The organism is Pseudoduganella sp. jia 12 (assembly GCF_055502675.1).
Genome location: NZ_JBUXKP010000006.1, coordinates 341,423 through 360,844, shown reverse-complemented (window position 1 = coordinate 360,844; position 19,422 = coordinate 341,423). Strand labels below are relative to the sequence as shown.

Sequence of the window (19,422 nt, the reverse complement as noted above, 5' to 3'; positions counted from 1 at the left end):
CCAATGACTTAAAGCAGCGAAGGGCTGGCGTCTTGAATCTGAAGTTCGTTGATTAAGAAATCTGGCGTAATCGTCTCGAGGCAAGGCAGGAATGCCTGATCAGGCTGGAGCCTTGCCAGGCATTCCCAACGCAGCATCAGGGCTGCAGCCATCAATTTCTTCGGATCATTCGACGAACCCCTGATTCAAGATCCCATGTAGTGGGATAGTCAACCGCGCCGCGTTACTCCTTGCGCAACCCGCCCAACAGCGCAGCCAGCTTTGGCTTGGGCTTCGATGGCGAAGACGAGGATGGCGTCGTCGTGGTCGTTGCGGCGTTACCCGGGCGGCTTGGCTCGTAGGGCTTCAGGAACCACGGATCGACCTTGTCGCGGCGCGGACCGGCCGAGCGGGGACCGCGGTCGGTACCGGCGCCGGGGCCCGGACCCGGGCGGCCGTTGCCGTTGCCGTTGCCGGCATAGCTGCTGCTCCGCGGGCGCTCGCCCTCGGGGCTGCGCGCGTGGCGGCGCTCGCCATGCCGTTCGTCGCCGGCGGCGGGGCGCGCGCCCGGGCGGAAGCCTTCCAGCTCGCCGCGCTTGATCGTCTGCTTGATCAGCTTTTCGATGTCGACCAGCAGGCGCTCGTCCTTGTCCGAGTAGATCGAGATCGCGTCGCCGGAGGCACCGGCACGGCCCGTGCGGCCGATGCGGTGCACGTAGTCTTCGGCGTTGTACGGCAGGTCGTAGTTGATCACGCACGGCAGGTCGGAGATGTCCAGGCCGCGCGCCGCCACGTCGGTGGCCACCAGCACGTCGACTTCACCGCGCTTGAACGCGTCGAGCGCCGCCATGCGTTCCTGCTGCGTCTTGTCGCCGTGGATCGCGGAAGCCTTCATGCCTTCCTGTTCCAGGCCGCGCGCCAGGCGCGAGGCGCCGATCTTGGTGTTCGAGAACACGATCACCTGCTTCAGCTCGCGCTGGCGCAGGATGTGGGCCACGGCTTCGCGCTTGTTTTCCTCGGTGACCTTGTACACCACCTGGGTGACCTTGTCGGCCGTGGCATTGCTGCGCGCGACTTCGATCGTGACCGGGTCGGTCAGGAAGGTCGACGCCAGGCGCTTGATCTCGGGCGAGAACGTGGCCGAGAACATCAGGTTCTGGCGCTGCTTCGGCAGCAGGTTGATGATGCGCTGCAGGTCCGGCAGGAAGCCCATGTCGAGCATGCGGTCCGCCTCGTCCATCACCAGCATCTGCACCTGCGACAGCGAAATGTTCTTCTGTTCCACGTGGTCGAGCAGGCGGCCCGGCGTGGCGATGACGATCTCGACACCGCCGCGCATGATCGCAGCCTGCGGCTTGATGTCGACGCCGCCATACACCACGGTGGAGCGCAGCGGCGTGTGCTTGCAGTAAGCGGCAACGTTTTCCGCCACCTGCACGGCCAGCTCGCGGGTCGGTGCCAGGATCAGCGCGCGCACCGGGTGACGCGCCGGGCTCATGCTCGCGTTCGCGTGGGCCAGCAGCAGCTGGATGATCGGCAGCGAGAAGCCGGCCGTTTTGCCGGTACCGGTCTGGGCTGCGCCCATGACGTCGCGCCCCTGCAACAGCACGGGAATCGCCTGCGCCTGGATCGGCGTCGGGTGTTCGTATCCCTGGTCGGTCAGGGCGCGCAAGATGTCGAGAGAGAGGCCGAAGTCGGAGAAACGCACCTGGGCGGGCACCTCAGGCTGGGCGGTTGTTTCGATGTCAGACATAAATGAGTGGTCGTGCGACCATGCTTTCCGATAAAAAACTACAGCTGTGACCGGGACGGCCAACCCCGTTGAGGCTGGAACGGCCAACCCCGAATAATACCTGTTTCAAGCCGGCTACGCACAAACAAGCCGTACAGAGCCCCATTTCATTGCATTGAAGGAAAACGTTTGCTGGCATAATCGCCGGATGCGCGCTCACCTCTTTCTCCTCACGCGGCCGCTGCGGGCGGCCGCCATGGCGGCATTCACCGTGCTCGTGATGCTGGCTTCCCTTCCCCCGGCGGCGCTGGCCGAAGCCGGGGCGCCGCCGACCCTGCGTTTCAAAAAGCTGGGGCCGCTCGGCAACGACGAGCCATCGATGCTGTCGCTGCTGCAGGACCGCCAGGGGTTCATGTGGATCGGTACGCACGTGAATGGCCTGTACCGCTACAACGGCTACCAGGCCGTGCGCTACCGGAGCCGGGCGAACGAGCCGAAAAGCCTGCCGCACGACCGCGTTTCCGCGCTTCATGAAGACCGGCAGGGCCGCATCTGGGCCGGCACGCAGAACGGGCTGGCGCTGTACAACCCGGCCAGCAACGATTTCACCGTGTACACGGCGCCGCAGGGGCCGAAGAGCCGGGGGATCATCAAGCAGATCATTTCGGACGGCAAGGACGGCATGTGGCTGGCCAGCTGGGGCGGCCTGCAGCATTTCGATCCCGCCACCGGCAAGTTTACCGTGCATGCGCACGATCCGCAGCGGGCGGGCAGCCTGGCCAGCAATGACGTGAACGCCATTGCGCTCGATCCCAAGGGCGGCCTGTGGGCGGCCACCTGGCCTGGCGGGCTGGATTACCTGCCGCCGGGCGGCAGCGAATTCGTCCACCACAAGGTGGACCCGGCCGGGCAGACCGACCCGCGCACGAACATCGTGCGCGCGCTGCAGTTCGATGCCGATGGCGCGCTGTGGATCGGCACCGAGAGCGGCGTGCTGCGCTGGGACGGCAAGGGCGACTGGGCGACGCGCCGGCAGGTGCCGGCCCCGAACAGCCGCGTGACCAGCTTCTACATCGACCGCAGCGGCACGCTGTGGGCCACCACGCTGTCCGCCGGCCTGCTGCGCTGGAATGCGCAGGCGGGCACGTTCACGCAATACCGGCACACGCCGAACGATCCATATTCGCTGCCCGGCGACAGCACGCGGGCCATGCTGCAGGACCGCAGCGGCATGCTGTGGATCGCCACGTTCACGGACGGGATCGCCCTCGTCAACCTGAACAGCAGCGGTTTCGCGCGCTATGTGCCGCAGCATGCCGGCACCGGCGCTGTCACCACCACTGGCGCGGCGACGGTCGGCACGAGTGCGGCCGTGCTGGCCGTGGCAAAGGCGCCGGACGGCAAGCTCTGGCTGGGCGGGAACGTGGGCATCAGCCTGTTCGATCCGGCCGCCAATGCCGTGGTGCGGCGCTACATGTCCGAGCCCGGCAAGCCGGGTTCGCTGTCGCAGAACATCGTCTACAGCCTGTACCAGGGTGCCGACGGCCCGCTGTGGGCCGGCACGTCGAACGGCCTGAACCGCCTCGACGATCCGGCCGGGCCGTTCAGGACGGTCCATTTCGGCAATCCCGCCAGCGACTACATCAATGCGATCGCGCCGGGCCGCGGCGGCATCCTGTGGCTGGCCACGGGCAACAGCCTGATCCGCTACGAACCGGCCACGGGCAAGCATCGCATCTTCCAGAATGATCCCGCCGATCCGGACAGCCGCGCCGTCAACGGCACCTCGTCCGTGCTGGAAGACCGCACGGGCCGCGTGTGGATGGGCTCGGAGTGGAACGGCGGCGGCCTCGACATGCTCGACCCGGCGACCGGGAAGTTCCGCCACTTCACGCACCGCGCGGGCGCCGCCGACAGCCTGGCCGATGACAACGTTTCCTCCGTGCACGAGGATTCGCTGGGCCGCATCTGGATCGGCACCGCGAAAGGCTTGCAGCAGGTGGTGCAGTCGGGCGATGCGATCACGTTCCGTTCCTATGTCGAAGCCACGAAAGGCGCAAAGATCCTGTCGATCCGCAGCGACCTGGACGACCAGCTGTGGGTCAGCACGATCGTGGGCCTGTTCCGCATCGATCCCGCCACGGCGAAGGCCACGCTGTACACGGCCGCCGATGGCATGACGGACGGCTTCACCGTCAATTCGTCGACGCCGGGGCCGGACGGCATCCTGTACTTCGGCGGCGTGCATGGCCTGACCGCGGTGTCGCCGCGCGAGGTGCGCAGCCAGTCGGTGCCGCCGCAGCTGGCGATCACCGACATCAAGGTCTACAACCGTTCGCTGGCCGAACCGGGCCCGCACACGGGCGTGACGCTGGAGGGCACGGTGACGGCGCCGCGCGCGCTCACGCTGTCTTCCATCACGCCGGCGTTCTCGATCGAATTCGCGGCGCTGCACTACACGGAGCCGGCGCTGAACCGCTATGCCTACCGGCTCGAGGGCTTCGACCGCGACTGGGTGGAAACGGATGCCACGCGCCGCGCCGCCACCTACACGAACCTCGATCCGGGCCGCTACGTGTTCCGCGTGAAGGCGTCGAACCATCGCGGCCAGTGGAACGAGCAGCCGGTGACGCTGGCGGTAACGATCACGCCGCCGTTCTGGGAAACGTGGTGGTTCCGCACGCTGGCCGCCGCGCTGGCCCTGGCGCTACTGTGGGCCCTCTGGCGCTGGCGCGTGCGCAGCCTGAAGCGCGTCAACCATTCGCTCGAAGAACTGGTGCGGGCGCGCACCAGCGCGCTGGAGGAATCGCACCTGAAGCTGGCGGCGCAGTCCACCACGGACGGGCTGACGGGCGTGTCGAACCGCCGTGCCTTCGATGCGCAGCTCGATGCCGAATGGCGCCGCGCCGCCCGCACGGGCCAGGTACTGGCGCTGGCGATGGTGGACCTGGACTGGTTCAAGCAATACAACGAGCGTAACGGCCATGCGGCCGGCGACGCCGCGCTGCGCGCCGTGGCCGGCGTGCTGTCACGGCATGCCCGGCGCACCACCGACGTGGTGGCACGCTACGGCGGCGAGGAATTCGCCTTGCTGTGGGCCGCCGGCGATGCGGCCGTCGCCGAGCGCGGCGCACAGGCGATCGTGGCCGAGGTGGCCGCGCTGGAACTGCCGCATGAGGATTCGCCGCTCGGCAAGCTGACCGTCAGCATCGGCGTCGCCGCGATGCAGCCGACATCCACGGGCCGCGAGGAACTGGTGCGGCGGGCGGACGAGGCGCTGGTGCGCGCCAAGGTGCGGGGGAAGAATACGGTGGTGGTGGCTGCGGTGGAGGCCGTAGCCTCGTGACGCCGGCGGTGCAAAACAAGCGGCGACAGACCCTGATGCCGTTCAGACAAGAAGTTTTCGGCTCGTTGCGGTAACGTTCGCTTGCCTGGTGTCGAACATTTTTTCCGGGCGCCTCAATCGGAAAATGTGTGCGACACCGGTTTTCCGCTCAGAAAGCCGGCGACACCAGTGCTCCAATGCCGCTAGCAGCATCCAATGTCGCTAACTGAACGGTATGAGTGACAGACATCGTTTAACCAGAAATATTGCAAAAGAACCGGTGCCTGTCACCGGTTCTTTGGTTACCACCCATTGCCTGCTGACTCAGCAGGTCAATAAGCCTCCCACTCATCCTTTCCCGACGCATGCTGCAAGGCTGGCCGGGCGGCAGCCGCCCGCACCGGTGCCACGGCAGCCTGCGCGGCCAAGCCGGCCATCGCATCGGCGTTGACGCGGAACGTGCCGACGAGTTCCGCCAGCCGCGCGGCCTGCTGCTGCATCGCTTCGGCGGCGGCCGCCGACTGTTCGACGAGCGCGGCGTTCTGCTGGGTGACCTGGTCCATCTGCGTGACCGCCTCGTTGACCTGCTCGATGCCGGTACTCTGCTCGTTGCTGGCGGCCGTGATTTCGCTGACGATGTCGGACACGCGGGCGATGCTGGCCACGATGTCGCGCATCGTGTTGCCCGCTTCGTCGACGAGGCGCGAGCCGGCATCGACCTTCTGCACGGAGTCGCCGATCAGCTGCTTGATGTCTTTCGCGGCGGCGGCCGAGCGGTGGGCGAGGTTGCGCACTTCGGAGGCCACCACGGCGAAGCCCCTGCCCTGCTCGCCGGCGCGGGCCGCTTCCACGGCCGCGTTCAGCGCCAGGATATTGGTCTGGAAGGCGATACTGTCGATCGTGCCGATGATCTCGACGATCCGCTGCGATGCCGCGTTGATCGACGCCATCGTGCCGACCACTTCGCCCACGACCTCGCCGCCGCGCACGGCAATGCTCGACGCCGATTGCGCCAGCTGGTTCGCCTGCCGCGCGTTGTCGGCATTCTGGCGCACGGTCGACGTCAGCTCTTCCATCGACGATGCCGTTTCTTCCAGCGAGCTGGCCTGCTGCTCCGTGCGCGACGACAGGTCCTGGTTGCCGGCCGCGATCTGGCCCGATGCGGTGGAAATCGTTTCGGTACCGCTGCGCACCTGAGCGACCAGGCTTTGCAGGCTGACCGTCATATCCTTCAGCGCGGCCATCAGCTCGCCGGTCTCGTCGCGCGAACGGACATCGATGGACCGGGTCAGGTCGCCGCCCGCCACGGTGCGGGCGACATCGACCGCTTCGCGCAAGGGCTTCGCGACGATGCCGGCCACCCACAGAGCCAACGCGACGCCGGCCGTGACGGCACCGATCAGCAGCGCGATCGTCCAGCCCTGGGTGCTGCGGTACAGCGCCGTGGCGGCTGCGCTGGCGTTGTCGCCACCCTCGACGTTCATCTGCACCAGTTTGTCCAGCGTAATGTTCAGTTCGCGCAGCTGGCGCGACGCCGCGCCGTTGGCGATCGCCCGGGCTTCGTCGTTGCGGCCCTCGCGGCCAAGCGCCATCAGCTTGCCATGCTCGGTGAGGAAGGCTTGCCAGCTGCCCGCGAAACTGTCGAACAGCGCCCGCTCCTGGGGACTCGAGATCAGCTTTTCATACCTGGCCACATTGTCCCGCGAGACCGCCAGCCCTGTCTCCATCTGCTGGGCGATGCGGTTCTTTTCCTGCATGTCGTCGGTCATCAGGAAAGCCAGTTCCTGGCGCCGCAAGTCGCCCACGTCGGTGCGCACCTGCATCACGGCGCGCACGCTGGGCAACCAGTTCTCCGCCAGGTCGTCGGACGCGTCGTTGATACGGGACATCGACTGCAGGCAAGCAATGCCGAGCACCAGCATGAGCAACTGCACCACGGCAAACGCCAGCAGCAGCTTGCGGGCGATTTTCAGGTCACGAAACCATTGCATGGCCATCTCCTCGAGGGTGGCGGCAGGCGCGGGTCCGGCGGGCCAGCGTCGCGACACCGCAAGCTTGCCACGATGGTTGCTGACAGGGAGCCACGCAGTGCATACGGACGGAATGCCCGTGCGTTGCAAATCCACGACATTTCTGTTGTGAATTCCGGATTTCTTTCTTGAAATTTTGAAAAAAGATGATTAAGATCATTAACAGATTTCAACGCTTCGGCAACCCCGGAGTGCAGGAATAACAATCAAGAACACCTCGTTGTACCCTCAGGCCCGCGGCGCAAGTCGCGGGCTTTTTCTTTGGCGCTGTCACCCGAGCCTGTGGAGTGAACTGAACCATTCGCCGAAATCGCTGTCTCAACAGTACTGACGACGGAGGCGGCCATGCATGACGGACTGTTCACTACCTTGCTGGATCGGCTACGCGGGCAAGTCGCTCAATGTTCAGGCGTGCAACTGGCGGCGTTGCGTGCCTTGCTCGAATCGGCCTCGGCGCTGACGACCTGCCTCGAGCTGATCGAACGATTCGGACACCCCTGCCATGCATGCCCACATTGCGCGGCGACGCGCATCCATCGTCACGGCTTCTCGTATGGCCTGCAACGCTACCGCTGCCTGGCTTGCGGCCGAACCTTCAATGCCTTGACCGGCACACCGCTCGCGTTCCTGCGCCTGCGTCACAAATGGCTGCCATTCCTGGAGACAGTGCTCGATTCGCGGACGGTGCGCGCCGCCGCCGAAAAAACCGGCATCCATCGCAACACCAGCTTTCGCTGGCGCCATCGCTTCATGGCCGGAGCGCAGCACGACCGCCCGCCACAGTTGCAAGGAATCGTCGAGGCGGACGAAAGCTATTTGCTGGAATCACAAAAAGGCAGCAGGCACCTGGACAGGCCGGCGCGCAGGCGTGGCGGCAAGGCCAACCGACGCGGCATTTCGAGGGAACTTGATTGCATCCTCGTGGCCCGCGACCGTGATGGCAAGACGAGGGATTTCGTTTGCGGCCGTGGCCCGGTCACGGCGCGCCAGCTCGAGCATCACCTGCCGCCGGTACTGGCCGCGGACGTGCTGCTGGTATCGGACAGCGCCGCTGCCTACCGGACATTCGCGCGCCGTACCGGCATCCTGCACGAAGCTGTCAACGTGAACGCAGGGGCGCGCACGCGCGGTGCGATTCACCTGCAGCATGTAAATGGGTACCACAGCCGCTTCCATGGCTGGCTGGCGCGTTTCAACGGGGTGGCAAGCAGGTACCTGCCGAACTACCTGGGCTGGCGCCACGGCCTTGACGGGCAGCGCTGGCGAACGCCAGCGGATTGCTTGATTGCAGCGCTGCAGGGCAGCATTCTTCGATGACTTGGCGAAACTTCCACAGGTTCGGGTGACAGCGCCTTTTCTTTGCCGCAACGAGAGCAGCGTCATGCACAATCGACCGCCTGCCTGTGTGTGTGTGCGCACTAAACGCCAGACTCGCGCGCGCTAACGTGACGCCTTTCATGAACGAACTGGAAAGGGCCACGCCATGGGAGCTCCCGCGCGCTGCCCGCTGACGATCACCGTCAACGGGCAACAGCACACGATGGAAATTGAAGCCTGGGTCACCCTGCTCGACCTGCTGCGCGAGCGGATGGGGCTGACCGGCACGAAAAAAGGTTGCGATCACGGCCAGTGCGGCGCGTGTACGGTGCTCGTCGACGGACGCCGCATCAATTCCTGCCTGACGCTGGCCGTGATGAACGACGGGCGCGACATCACGACGATCGAGGGCCTGGCGCAAGGTGATGCGCTGCATCCGATGCAGCAGGCATTCGTCGAACACGATGCCTTCCAGTGCGGTTACTGTACGCCCGGCCAGATCTGTTCGGCGATCGGACTGGTGAACGAAGGCCGGGCCAAATGTTCGGCCGAGGTGCGCGAGCTGATGAGCGGGAACATCTGCCGCTGCGGTGCGTATCCGCAGATCCTGCGCGCGGTCGCCCAGGTCGCCGGCGTGCCGGCGGACAGCGAGAATGCCGAAGGGCCGGTCATTATCGGAACGGTGCCGGCATGAATCCGTTCGCCTACGACCGCCCCGCCACCATCGATGCCGCACTGCAGGGCATCGCCGCCAATGCCACCGCTACCGCGACGACCGCCAATCAACACGAGATCCGTTTCGTGGCCGGCGGTACCAACCTGCTCGACCTGATGAAGGAAGGCGTGACGATCGCGCCGCACCTGGTCGACATCAATCGCCTGCCCCTGGACGGCATCGAGGAGACGCCGGATGGCGGCGTGCTGCTGGGCGCCACCGCCCGCAATGCCGATACCGCTTACCACCCGCTCGTCGAGCAGCGCTATCCGCTGCTGTCGGCCGCGATCCTGGCCGGCGCCTCGCCGCAGTTGCGCAATATGGCGAGCAACGGCGGCAACCTGCTGCAGCGCACGCGCTGCTGGTATTTCTACGACGTGGCCACGCCGTGCAACAAGCGCACGCCGGGCAGCGGCTGCTCCGCCAACGGCGGCATCACGCGCCAGCATGCGATCCTGGGCACGAGCGAACACTGTATCGCCACCCACCCTTCCGACATGTGCGTGGCACTGGCCGCGCTCGAGGCGGTGGTGCACGTGCAATCCGTGCGGGGCAAGCGCGAGATCCCGTTCGCCGAATTCCACCGGCTGCCGGGCGACCGCCCGGACATCGACACCACGCTGGCGCCGGATGAACTCATTACCGGGATCGCACTGCCGGACGCTGCACGTTTCGTGCGCCACTCGGCCTACCTGAAGCTGCGTGAGCGCCTGTCGTATGCGTTCGCGCTGGTGTCGGTGGCGGCCGCGCTGGACATCGGTCCGGACGGCAGGATCGCCGGCGCGCGCATTGCGCTCGGCGGTGTCGCCCACAAGCCATGGCGCCTGCCGGAAGCTGAGCAATTGCTGGAAGGCACCGCACCAAGCGACGAAGCGTTCGGCCGCGTGGCCGACGCGCTGCTGCATGGCGCCGTGGGCCGCGGCGCCAACGATTTTAAAATTCCGCTGGCAAGAAACGCCATCGTGCGCGCACTGCGCGTGGCCAGCCAGGGGACGGTGACGAACCAGGGAATCAGCACGGGAGAGCGTGAATGACGGATCTGATCGAAGCATTGCAGGCACCGACGGCGGACCGCGGCACCGGCCAGGTGCGCACCGGCACGCCGGTATCGCGGGTGGATGGCCGCGCCAAGGTGACGGGCCAGGCGAAGTACGCGGCCGAGCATCCCGCGCCGGACCTGGCATACGGGGTGGTGGTGAGTTCGCCGGCCGCCAAGGGCACGATCCGGTCGATCGACACGCGTGCCGCGCTGGCCGTCGAAGGCGTGGTGGAGGTGCTGACACACGAGAACCGGCCGAAGATCCGCTCGTTCGACATCGCCTACAAGGACATGACGGCGCCGGCCGGCTCGCCGTTCCGCCCGCTGTACGACGACCACGTGATGTACAGCGGCCAGCCGCTGGCGCTGGTGGTGGCGGAGACGTTCGAGGCGGCGCGCTACGCGGCATCGCTGGTGACGTTCGACATCGACGTGGAACCGCACGGCACCAAGCTGTCGGCCAACCTGGACCGGGCTTATAAACCGAAGCCGCTGAAGGCCGGCTACGAGCCGCCGCCGGACGAGAAAGGCGATACCGACGCGGCCTTCGAGGCCGCCCCGGTGAAAATCGATGCGGAGTTCTACAGCGGCGTGGAGCACCACAATCCGATGGAGCTGTTCGCCTCCACCGTGATCCGCGGCGACGACGGCCACCTCACCATCTACGACAAGACGCAGAGTTCGCAGAACAGCCGCTGGTATGTGTCGCACGTGTTCGGCCTTTCCAAGAACAAGGTCACGGTGCGCAATACCTACGTGGGCGGCGCGTTCGGTTCCGGCCTGCGCCCGCAGTACCAGCTGACGCTGGCCGTGATGGCCGCGCTGCACCTGAAGCGCTCGGTGCGCGTGGTGCTGACGCGCCAGCAGATGTTCACGTTCGGCCACCGGCCAGAAACCGTGCAGCGGGTGAAGCTGGCCGCCGAACGCGATGGCACGCTGCGCGCGATCTGGCACCAAGCGATCGCGGAAACGTCGCCGATCGAGGATTACGTGGAAGTGGTCGTCAACTGGTCGGGCCTGCTGTACGCCTGCGACAACATCAAGCTCGATTACAAGCTGGTCAAACTCGACCAGTACACGCCGATCGACATGCGCGCGCCCGGCGCCGCGCACGGCGTGCATGCGCTCGAAGTGGCGATGGACGAACTGGCGTATGAACTGAAGATGGACCCGCTGGCGCTGCGCCTGAAGAACTACGCGGACCGGGTACCGATCGAGGACAAGCCCTACTCCAGCAAGGAACTGCGCGCCTGCTACGAGCTGGGCGCGCAAAAATTCGGCTGGGAAGGCCGGCCGCTGGAACCGCGCTCGATGCGCGAGGGGACGGAGTTCATCGGCTGGGGCATGGCCACCGGCGTGTGGGATGCGATGCAGATGTTCGCCCGCGCCAGCGCCGTGCTGCATGCGGACGGCAAGCTGGTGGTGTCGAGCGCGGCCACCGACATCGGCACCGGCACCTATACGGTGATGGCCATGATCGCCGCCGAGGCCATGGGCCTGCCGCTGGAAGACGTGACGTTCCAGCTGGGCGACTCCACGCTGCCCGTGGCGCCGATCGAAGGCGGCTCGTCGCACGTGACCACCGTGGGCTCGGCCGTGGCCGGCGTCTGCGAGAAGCTGCAGAAGACGCTCTTCAAGCATGCGCAGAAACTGCGCGAGTCGCCGTTCGCGGACGCGAAGTTCAAGGACGTGGAATTCGCCGGCGGCACGATCCGGCTGAAGCGCCGGCAGGAGGCGGCGCTGCCATTGACGGCGCTCCTGAACGACAGCGGTGTCGTGAAGCTGGAAGAAAAGTACCTGATGCTGCCGAACATGCTCAAGCAGCGCAAGTTCCGCCGGCTGGTGCACTCCGCCGTGTTCGTGGAAGTGCGCGTCGACGAGCAGACGGGCATGGTGCGCGTGACGCGGGTGACGAGCGCCATCGCCGCCGGCCGCATCATGAACACGAAGACGGCGACGAGCCAGATCACCGGCGGCATCGTGTGGGGCATCAGCCAGGCACTGCACGAGGAATCCTACGCCGACCACCGGCTGGGCCGCTTCATGAACCACAACTATGCCGAATACCACGTGCCCGTGAATGCCGACATCCATGCGATGGACGTGATCTTCGTCGAAGAAGACGACCGGATCGTGAGCCGGCTGGGTGCCAAGGGCGTGGGAGAAATCGGCCTCGTCGGCGTAGCCGCCGCGGTCAGCAACGCCATCTGGCACGCCACCGGCAAGCGGCTGCGCAGTACGCCGATGACGCCGGACAAGGTGCTGGGCGGCGGCCCGTAACAGTCTGTGGCGTAAAAACAAAATGGGGACGTACCCCATTTTTCAGGCAATGTTTCCCGGAAAATGGGGTACGTCCCCATTTTCCGGGAAACTTTTGATGGCGGGTCAGATGTAGTAGATTAGCGCGCCCAGCCCGATGATCAGGGCCACCTTGGTGAGCTTGTAGGCGGTCTTGTTCCACGCCTTGTAGCGGCGGCGGTAGATGCCGGCGTAGTGCGACACGCGGAACAGCTTCGACACCATGCCCACCTGGTCGCCCGTTTCGTTCGGCGAGGCGGCGGCCGTCATCATGGTGCGGCCGAGGAAGCGGTTGACCGCTTGCGCCCAGCGGAAGCGCATCGGGCGTTCGATGTCGCAGAACAGGATGATGCGGTCGCTCTCGCTGCCGTTGATCGCCCAGTGGATGTAGGTTTCGTCGAACATCACGCCCTGGCCGTCGCGCCAGCTGTGGCGCACGCCGTCGACGTCGATAAAGCAGCGGTCGTCGTTCGGCGTGGCCAGGCCCAGGTGGTAGCGCAGCGAGCCGGCGAACGGGTCGCGGTGCGGGTTCAGCTTGCCGCCCGGCGGCAGTTCCGCGAACATCGCGGCCTTCACGGAAGGAATGCCCTGCAGCAGCGCATGCGTGCGGGGGCACAGCTCGGCCGCGGACGGGTGGCTGGCGTTGTACCACTTCAGGTAGAAGCGCTTCCAGCCGGCCTTGAAGAACGAGTTGAAGCCGGCGTCGTCGTTCTTTTCCGAAGCCTTGATCTTTTGCAGGCGGATCAGGTTTTCCGCTTCTTCACGGATCACCTGCCAGTTTTCCTGCAGCGGCGCCAGTTCCTTGAAATCGGACACCGGCAGGTATGGCGTGGACGGCACGCGCGAGAAGAAGTGCATGAAGATATTGATCGGTGCCATGAACGACGAGTGGTCGAACAGCTGGCGGCCGAACGGCAATCGCACCTTGCCGCGGAAGTGGATGTGCAGCACGGACAGGATGTAAAAACCGACCAGGGCCCATTTCATTGCGCTTACCTCGAGTATTGCCGAAACCGGCCATTCTAACGCAGCTTTCCACCCGGGGTTCGCGGCACCCTCGCCGCACTGCCGCCCTTATGCTTTTTTTGCAATAGCTTATGCGGCGATCGCCCAAGCGCGCGCTGCGGGCCGGGTATCGATGCTAAAATTTCCCTCAGGAAAACATTGCAGGGTGCAACCATGTCGGTTTCCGAACGTACGTCGCAGGTCCATGGTTCCGTGCTCGATGCCATCGGCAACACGCCGGTGGTGCGCCTGGGGCGGATGTTCCCCGAGCATGACGTGGTGGCCAAGCTCGAGTTCATGAATCCCGGCGGCAGCATCAAGGACCGGATGGTGCGCTACATGCTGCGCTACCTGCCGGCCGGCGTGGAGCACGTGGTGGAAAGCTCGTCCGGCAATACCGGCGCGGCGCTGGCGATGGCGGCCGCGGTGCGCGGGCTGCGCTGCGACGTCACGGTGCCCGACCGCACCAGCAAGGAAAAGATCCGGCGCATCGAAGCCTATGGCGCCGAAGTGCATATGTGCGCCTCGGACCTTCCCGAGTCCAACGAACGCAGCTACTACAGCATGGCGCAGAGCATCGCCGCCGAGCACGGCGCGTTCCACCTCGACCAGTACCGCTCGGCGCTGAACCGGCAGGCCCATTACACGGACACGGCGCCCGAACTGTGGTTCCAGCTCGACGGGCATGTCGACTTCTTCGTGTGCGGCATCGGCTCGGGCGGCACCATTTCCGGCATCGGCCGCTTTTTGAAGGAACGCGACCGCCGCATCACCGTGATCGGCGTCGAACCGCTGCACTCGTCGTACCGGGCGGCGGTCACGGGTGCGGCGGCCGAGGGGGATTTCGGCACCGTCATCGAGGGCGTGGGCAAGCGAGCACCGTCCGGCACATTCGACGCGGCCGTGGTGGACGACGTGATCCAGGTGCCGGACGACACGGCCGTCGACTACTGCCACCGCCTCGCGCGCGAGGAAGGCATCCTGGCCGGCGGGTCGTCCGGCTGCGTGGCGGCCGGCATCGCCCAGCTGCTGCCGAAACTGTCCGGCCGCATCGTCACGGTTTTCCCGGATTCTGGTGTTAACTATTTGTCCAAGTATTTCTAAGCCGTTTTCACGGCGCTATTTTTCGTGGGTACGAGCCACCGCAGGCACATCGCCAGCCCGGCGACGACATAGGCCAGCCCGCCCGGGATCCACATGATCAACCCGCCCAGCTGCTGGTCTTCCAGCGGCATCAGGCCGAATGCGAGCGGCCCGTCGCCATAGGCCGGGTACCACACGGTGCCCGACAGCGCGAACAGCGCGCCGAGCGCGCCGGTATGCATCATCGTCGTAAACAGGTACAGCATCGCCGGACCCGGCGCGGGGCCGCGCGCGCCCAGCACCGCCCACCAGAACAGCAGCGCGGGGAACAGGAAGCTGGCGTGCTGCCACGCGTGCACCGTGTCGTCGACGAGCGCCAGCTGGAACAGCGGCGGCGCATGCCAGACCCACAAGGCCGCGAAGTGGAGCAGCCATGCGGGCAGCGGCCGGGTGATCGCCTGCCACGTCAGCGCCCATGGCCGCCAGTGCACGCCGTGCCCGATGGCGCGGCGCCACGCGGCAGGCAGCGCCCATAGCCATGGCCCGAACGGCCGGCCCAGCACCAGCAGCGGCGCCGCCACGATCATCAGCAGCTCGTGCTGCACCATGTGCGCCGCGAACAGCATCGCGCCGGCCGGATCGAGCGGCGAAGCCAGCGCCGCCACCATCGCCAGCCAGCCCGCGCCGAACCATGCGGCCCGCACCAGCACCGCCCTCCTCCCGCCTTCCAGCCGCGGCCACAGTTTCGCCACGCCGGCCACGTACAGCAGCAATGAGATCGCCAGGCAGGCCAGTACCCACCAGTCGGCGCCCCAGGTCAGTGGCGGTGGCTGGGTGCCGGATGCCACGTGGGCCGGGGCCTCACGTGCCAACAATGCCAACAGCAAAAACTGGGGACGTACCCCTGTTTTGAGGCAACAACCCGAACTATTCGCTGTCCTGGCTGGAAACAGGGCATTGCGGCGTCCCCGTACATCCCCGGTTTTGCCTGGAAACAGGGTGGTCCAGCGTCCTGGTACGTCCGCAGTATTGCCTGGAAACAGGGGTACGTCCCCAGTTTTGGTGGTGAGCATCAGATTCGCGCGCCGAAGTACACGGTGGCGTAGATCGGCAGCCAGCTGCCGACGACGAAGTACCAGTACCCGGCGTTTTCGCTGACGTCGACGAAGCGCTTGCCGTCGATCGGTCCGGTATGCATCAGCACGGCCAGCACGGCGGAATCCCACGTGTCGGTGATCAGGTGCAGCGTGTGCAGGCCCATCAGCATCCAGACGATGGAACCGTAGGCGTCGTCGTCCCATGCGCAGTTCAGCGCGGTGAATTCCAGCACGCGCACGCCGAGGAAGGCCAGCGAAAACGCCAGGCACCAGGCCAGGGCGGTGCGTACGCCGCGCAGGTCCAGCCTTTCGGCGGCCCGCCGCGCCATTTCGTTCGGGATCATGCTGAACACCAGCACGATCGTGTTCACCGTGCCCCACAGCAGGTCCGGCGGCAGGCTGCCCGACAGCGGCCACGCATCGGCCAGCCCGCGCAGGTAGAAATACGCGACGATGGCCAGCGCGAACACGGTGCATTCGATCGCCACCAGCCCCAGCGTGCCCCACCACATCGGGCTGCGGTGGCCGAAGGCGAACGTGGGCAGGTGGCCGACGTGCAGCTCGCGGCCGGCCTCGCCCTTGTCGCATGCGTCATCCGTCATGGCTGAACCTCGGGCCGCACCTCGCGATGGTGCCGCGTTTCGCTTTCGCTCCGCTTCGGCCAGAACCAGAACGTGGCCGTGATGGCCACCGGCAGCGAAGCCCACACCACCGCCCACGGGGTGAAGATGGAGCCCACGAAGAACACGGTGGTCGCCAGCGCGGTGATGAACGGCCAGGGCGACGGCGACGGCATCAGCATCCGGTGATCCGGCTCGGCCGCCGTCACGCTCGTGAGCAGCACTTCGCGCAATGCCGGATCGATGCCGGCCACGCGGTCCGGCAGCGCGGCCGGCTGCCACAGCGGGTAACGGCCGTGCACCACCGGCAGCACGTCGAAGTTGGCGGCCGGCGGCGGCGAAGCGGCACCCCATTCCAGCGTGCCGCCGCCCCATGGATCGGCGCCGGCCAGCGCGCCGCGGCGCCGGCTGCGCCAGGCATTGACGATGAAGAGCAGCACGCTCGTGGCGATCATGAACGCGCCCACGGTGGCGCCCAGGTTGATCGTGTTCCAGCCCATGCCGTCCGGGTACGTGTACACGCGGCGCGGCATGCCTTCCAGCCCCAGGATGTGCATCGGGAAGAATGTCACGTTGAAGCCGATGAAGAACAGCCAGAACTGCCACTTGCCCAGCTTTTCGCTCATCATCCGTCCGGTGAATTTCGGGTACCAGTAATAGAACGCGCCGAACATGGGGAACACGGCGCCGCCCATCAGCACGTAGTGCAGGTGGGCGACGACGAAGTACGTGTCGTGCAGCTGGGTATCGAGCGAGACCGAGGCCAGCATCAGCCCGGTGAGGCCGCCCGCCAGCAGGATCACGAAGAACGCCAGGATGAACAGCAGCGGCGTGCGCAGGTGCAGCCGGCCCGTCCACAGCGTGGCGAGCCAGCAGAAGATCTGCACGGCGGTGGGAATCGCGATGATCAGGCTGGCGGCCGTGAAGAAGGCCTTGCCCAGTTCCGGCAGGTTGGTGGCGAACATGTGGTGCACCCACAGGCCGAACGACAGGAAACCGGTGGCGATCAGCGCCAGCACCATGGCCCGGTAGCCCACCATCGGCCGCCGCGAGAATGTGGCGATGATGGCCGAGATCACGCCCAGCGGCGGGATGAAGATCAGGTACACCTCGGGGTGGCCGAAGAACCAGAACAGGTGCTGCCACAGCAGCGCGTCGCCGCCCAGTTCCGGATCGTAGAAATGGGTGTCGACCAGCCGGTCGGTGATCAGCGCCGTACTGGCCAGCATCACGGCCGGCATGGCGAACAGCACGATGAACGACGTCACCAGCATGGCCCATGCGAACAGCGGCATGCGGTCCAGCGTCATGCCGGGGGCACGCATCTTGAAGATCGTGACGATGATGACGATCGCCTCCATCAGCGCGGCGGTCTCGGTGAACGTGATCATCTGCGCCCAGACGTCGATGCGTTTGCCGGGAGAATAATCGGCGTTCGCCAGCGGCACGTAGGCGAACCAGCCGGCGTCCGGCCCGGAGCCGATCAGGAAGGCCGCGAACAGCATCACGCCGCCGAACAGGAAGATCCAGAACGCGAACGCGTTCATGCGCGGGAACGCCACGGTGCGCGTGCCCAGCATCAGCGGCAGCAGCCAGATGCCGATCGCCTGCATCACCGGCACGGCGAACAGGAACATCATCGTGGTGCCGTGCATCGTGAACAGCTGGTTGTACAGGTCGGGCCCGATCAGGCGGCTCTCGGGCCGGGCCAGCTGCACGCGCATCATCAGCGCCAGGATGCCGCCGAGCACAAAGAAAGCAAAGGCGGTGTAGATGAAGCGGGCGGCGATCGTCTTGTGGTTGACGGCGCTCAGCCAGCCCCACAGGCCGGGCGGGTCGCGCCAGGTCTGTTCCAGCAGTTCCGCAGGGCCGACCGCAGTGCCCATGTTAACTGCGCCGCTCATTCCAGGCTCTCCAGGTAATCGAGCAGCGCGTGCATGTCGCGCGCCGGCAGCGCATTGGGCGGCATGTTCGCGCCCAGCTTGAAGCGGTGCGGGTCGACGATCCATGCCTGCAGGTTGGCGCGGTCGTTCGGCAGCATGCCGGCGGCCAGCGTGGGGCGGCTGGCCAGGTGCGTCAGGTCCGGCCCCAGCGTGCCACTGGCCATGGTGCCGGCGATCGTGTGACAGGCCGCGCAGGCCGCGCGCACGAACACGTCGCGGCCGTGGCGGCGGCTGTCGGTGCCCGGTTCGGGCGCGGCCGCCTTGCGCGCCTGTGCCCAGCGCTCGTACTGCGCGGGCGCTACCGCCGTCACGGGCAGCGCCATCAGCGCATGCTGCAGGCCGCAGAACTCGGCGCACTGGGCGCGGTACACGCCGGGCCGGTCGGCGCGTAGCGAGATCGTGGCGGTACGGCCGGGGATCATGTCGCGCTTGCCGGCCAGGTTCGGTACCCACAAGGTGTGGATCACGTCGCGGCTCAGCAAAGTGACGACGACCGGCCGGCCCACCGGCAGGTGCAGTTCATTGGCCGTGCTGATGCCTTCGTCCGGGTAGCGCACTTCCCACCAGTACTGGTGGCCGGTCAGCTCGATCCTCAAAGCCTCCTTCATCGGCAGCCGGGCCAGCGCGCGGGCCGTCCACATATCGGCCACGAAGAGCATGACCAGGCCTGCCGTGGCGATCACGGTGGCCCACAGCACCGTGCGGTGCAGGCGGCGCTCGGGGTGGTGCAACGCGGCCAGGTCGGGTGCAAGGCTGGACGAAACATCGGCCGCCGCCTGCCGTGCCTTGCGCGCCCGCCACAGCGCCACCAGCAGCGCCAGCACGATCGCCGCGAACACGGCCGTGCACAGCGCCAGCGTGAAGTGCCACAGGCCGAAGATCGTCTCCGCCTGCACGCCGGCCGGCTGCAAGGTGCTCTGCTGCACGGCCCGGGCGGCGGTGCAACACGACAGCAGTGCGAGAGGAACGATCAGGCGGGACATGTTTGCATTTTTATAATCCGGTGCCCCGAGTGTGCCAAAATTCGGGGCAGGACAACGCACGCCTGTGGCTGCATTGCCACAGCGCCAGAACTGCCAGGCAGCCGTTGCTGCAGGCAGCGGATTTCGGGACTGTGCAAGTCAACCGGAGCCTGTCGCCGGATGAGCGCGCAGTACCTGGCGATCCGCGCCATGATCCCGCTGCCCGGCCGGTTCCCCAGCGCTATCATCGTGGGGATCTGCCGGCCCGGGTGATACC

General features: G+C 66.3%; 14 protein-coding genes. 6 read left to right on the top strand and 8 right to left on the bottom strand.

The genetic code is table 11. From position 1 onward, the window contains the following. Window positions 1-8: 8 nt before the first annotated feature. Together ACY65G_RS15910 and ACY65G_RS15905 are read right to left on the bottom strand one after the other, a co-directional pair. Window positions 9-152: a hypothetical protein gene (locus ACY65G_RS15910; RefSeq protein ID WP_464998287.1), complete on the bottom strand. Its 144-nt coding sequence runs from the start codon at window positions 150-152 to the stop codon at window positions 9-11. A gap of 71 nt (window positions 153-223) precedes the next feature. Next, window positions 224-1,732 (bottom strand): DEAD/DEAH box helicase, encoded by a 1,509-nt coding sequence (locus tag ACY65G_RS15905; protein WP_464998286.1) that lies wholly within the window; start codon window positions 1,730-1,732, stop codon window positions 224-226. A gap of 187 nt (window positions 1,733-1,919) precedes the next feature. On the opposite strand from ACY65G_RS15905, the gene ACY65G_RS15900 reads away from it, so the two are divergent. Beyond that, window positions 1,920-5,057 (top strand): ligand-binding sensor domain-containing diguanylate cyclase, encoded by a 3,138-nt coding sequence (locus tag ACY65G_RS15900; protein ID WP_464998285.1) that lies wholly within the window; start codon window positions 1,920-1,922, stop codon window positions 5,055-5,057. Between the two features lie 311 nt (window positions 5,058-5,368). On the opposite strand, the gene ACY65G_RS15895 is transcribed toward ACY65G_RS15900, so the two are convergent. Continuing rightward, on the bottom strand, window positions 5,369-7,027 hold the full coding sequence (locus tag ACY65G_RS15895; RefSeq protein ID WP_464998284.1) for a methyl-accepting chemotaxis protein: 1,659 nt from the start codon (window positions 7,025-7,027) through the stop codon (window positions 5,369-5,371). A gap of 384 nt (window positions 7,028-7,411) precedes the next feature. Between ACY65G_RS15895 and ACY65G_RS15890 the strand changes: the two genes are divergently transcribed. From ACY65G_RS15890 to ACY65G_RS15875, 4 genes are all read left to right on the top strand, one after another. After that, window positions 7,412-8,383: an IS1595 family transposase gene (locus ACY65G_RS15890; protein ID WP_464998283.1), complete on the top strand. Its 972-nt coding sequence runs from the start codon at window positions 7,412-7,414 to the stop codon at window positions 8,381-8,383. Window positions 8,384-8,549: 166 nt separating this feature from the next. Further along, window positions 8,550-9,077 carry a (2Fe-2S)-binding protein gene (locus tag ACY65G_RS15885; protein ID WP_464998282.1) on the top strand — a complete coding sequence of 176 codons (528 nt, stop codon included), beginning with the start codon at window positions 8,550-8,552 and terminating at the stop codon, window positions 9,075-9,077. Next, window positions 9,074-10,132: an FAD binding domain-containing protein gene (locus ACY65G_RS15880; RefSeq protein ID WP_464998281.1), complete on the top strand. Its 1,059-nt coding sequence runs from the start codon at window positions 9,074-9,076 to the stop codon at window positions 10,130-10,132. Before ACY65G_RS15885 ends, ACY65G_RS15880 begins: the two co-directional genes overlap by 4 nt. Then, the gene (locus ACY65G_RS15875) at window positions 10,129-12,417 is read left to right on the top strand and encodes a xanthine dehydrogenase family protein molybdopterin-binding subunit (protein WP_464998280.1); all 2,289 of its coding nucleotides are present in this window, start codon (window positions 10,129-10,131) and stop codon (window positions 12,415-12,417) included. The genes ACY65G_RS15880 and ACY65G_RS15875 overlap by 4 nt, the downstream gene beginning before the upstream one ends. A gap of 105 nt (window positions 12,418-12,522) precedes the next feature. On the opposite strand, the gene lpxO is transcribed toward ACY65G_RS15875, so the two are convergent. Further along, entirely contained in the window at window positions 12,523-13,422 is a 900-nt protein-coding gene (gene lpxO, locus ACY65G_RS15870; protein ID WP_464998279.1) for a lipid A hydroxylase LpxO, read from the bottom strand. A 192-nt stretch (window positions 13,423-13,614) separates the two neighbouring features. Here lpxO and ACY65G_RS15865 point away from each other — a divergent pair, with 192 nt between their 5' ends. Further along, window positions 13,615-14,544, top strand: coding sequence for a PLP-dependent cysteine synthase family protein (locus ACY65G_RS15865; RefSeq protein WP_464998278.1), 930 nt, complete (start codon window positions 13,615-13,617; stop codon window positions 14,542-14,544). On the opposite strand, the gene ACY65G_RS15860 is transcribed toward ACY65G_RS15865, so the two are convergent. From ACY65G_RS15860 to coxB, 4 genes are all read right to left on the bottom strand, one after another. Continuing rightward, window positions 14,541-15,395: a cytochrome c oxidase assembly protein gene (locus ACY65G_RS15860; protein ID WP_464998277.1), complete on the bottom strand. Its 855-nt coding sequence runs from the start codon at window positions 15,393-15,395 to the stop codon at window positions 14,541-14,543. The two genes, ACY65G_RS15865 and ACY65G_RS15860, sit on opposite strands and share 4 nt — an antisense overlap. Window positions 15,396-15,595: 200 nt before the next feature. Then, window positions 15,596-16,222 (bottom strand): cytochrome c oxidase subunit 3, encoded by a 627-nt coding sequence (locus tag ACY65G_RS15855; protein WP_464998276.1) that lies wholly within the window; start codon window positions 16,220-16,222, stop codon window positions 15,596-15,598. Beyond that, window positions 16,219-18,144, bottom strand: a complete 1,926-nt coding sequence (gene ctaD / locus ACY65G_RS15850; protein WP_464998275.1) for a cytochrome c oxidase subunit I — start codon at window positions 18,142-18,144, stop codon at window positions 16,219-16,221. The genes ACY65G_RS15855 and ctaD overlap by 4 nt, the downstream gene beginning before the upstream one ends. Further along, the gene (gene coxB / locus ACY65G_RS15845) at window positions 18,141-19,166 is read right to left on the bottom strand and encodes a cytochrome c oxidase subunit II (RefSeq protein ID WP_464998274.1); all 1,026 of its coding nucleotides are present in this window, start codon (window positions 19,164-19,166) and stop codon (window positions 18,141-18,143) included. The genes ctaD and coxB overlap by 4 nt, the downstream gene beginning before the upstream one ends. Window positions 19,167-19,422: the final 256 nt, after the last annotated feature.

Bases quoted from the DNA above. Each gene is read 5' to 3' on its own strand.
- ACY65G_RS15885 (WP_464998282.1), top strand. From the start codon at position 8,550: ATGGGAGCTCCCGCGCGCTGCCCGCTGACGATCACCGTCAACGGGCAA.
- ACY65G_RS15890 (WP_464998283.1), top strand. From the start codon at position 7,412: ATGCATGACGGACTGTTCACTACCTTGCTGGATCGGCTACGCGGGCAA.
- ACY65G_RS15875 (WP_464998280.1), top strand. From the start codon at position 10,129: ATGACGGATCTGATCGAAGCATTGCAGGCACCGACGGCGGACCGCGGC.
- ACY65G_RS15865 (WP_464998278.1), top strand. From the start codon at position 13,615: ATGTCGGTTTCCGAACGTACGTCGCAGGTCCATGGTTCCGTGCTCGAT.
- ACY65G_RS15855 (WP_464998276.1), bottom strand. From the start codon at position 16,222: ATGACGGATGACGCATGCGACAAGGGCGAGGCCGGCCGCGAGCTGCAC.
- ACY65G_RS15910 (WP_464998287.1), bottom strand. From the start codon at position 152: ATGGCTGCAGCCCTGATGCTGCGTTGGGAATGCCTGGCAAGGCTCCAG.
- ACY65G_RS15900 (WP_464998285.1), top strand. From the start codon at position 1,920: ATGCGCGCTCACCTCTTTCTCCTCACGCGGCCGCTGCGGGCGGCCGCC.
- ACY65G_RS15895 (WP_464998284.1), bottom strand. From the start codon at position 7,027: ATGCAATGGTTTCGTGACCTGAAAATCGCCCGCAAGCTGCTGCTGGCG.
- ACY65G_RS15905 (WP_464998286.1), bottom strand. From the start codon at position 1,732: ATGTCTGACATCGAAACAACCGCCCAGCCTGAGGTGCCCGCCCAGGTG.
- coxB (WP_464998274.1), bottom strand. From the start codon at position 19,166: ATGTCCCGCCTGATCGTTCCTCTCGCACTGCTGTCGTGTTGCACCGCC.
- ACY65G_RS15880 (WP_464998281.1), top strand. From the start codon at position 9,074: ATGAATCCGTTCGCCTACGACCGCCCCGCCACCATCGATGCCGCACTG.
- ctaD (WP_464998275.1), bottom strand. From the start codon at position 18,144: ATGAGCGGCGCAGTTAACATGGGCACTGCGGTCGGCCCTGCGGAACTG.
- lpxO (WP_464998279.1), bottom strand. From the start codon at position 13,422: ATGAAATGGGCCCTGGTCGGTTTTTACATCCTGTCCGTGCTGCACATC.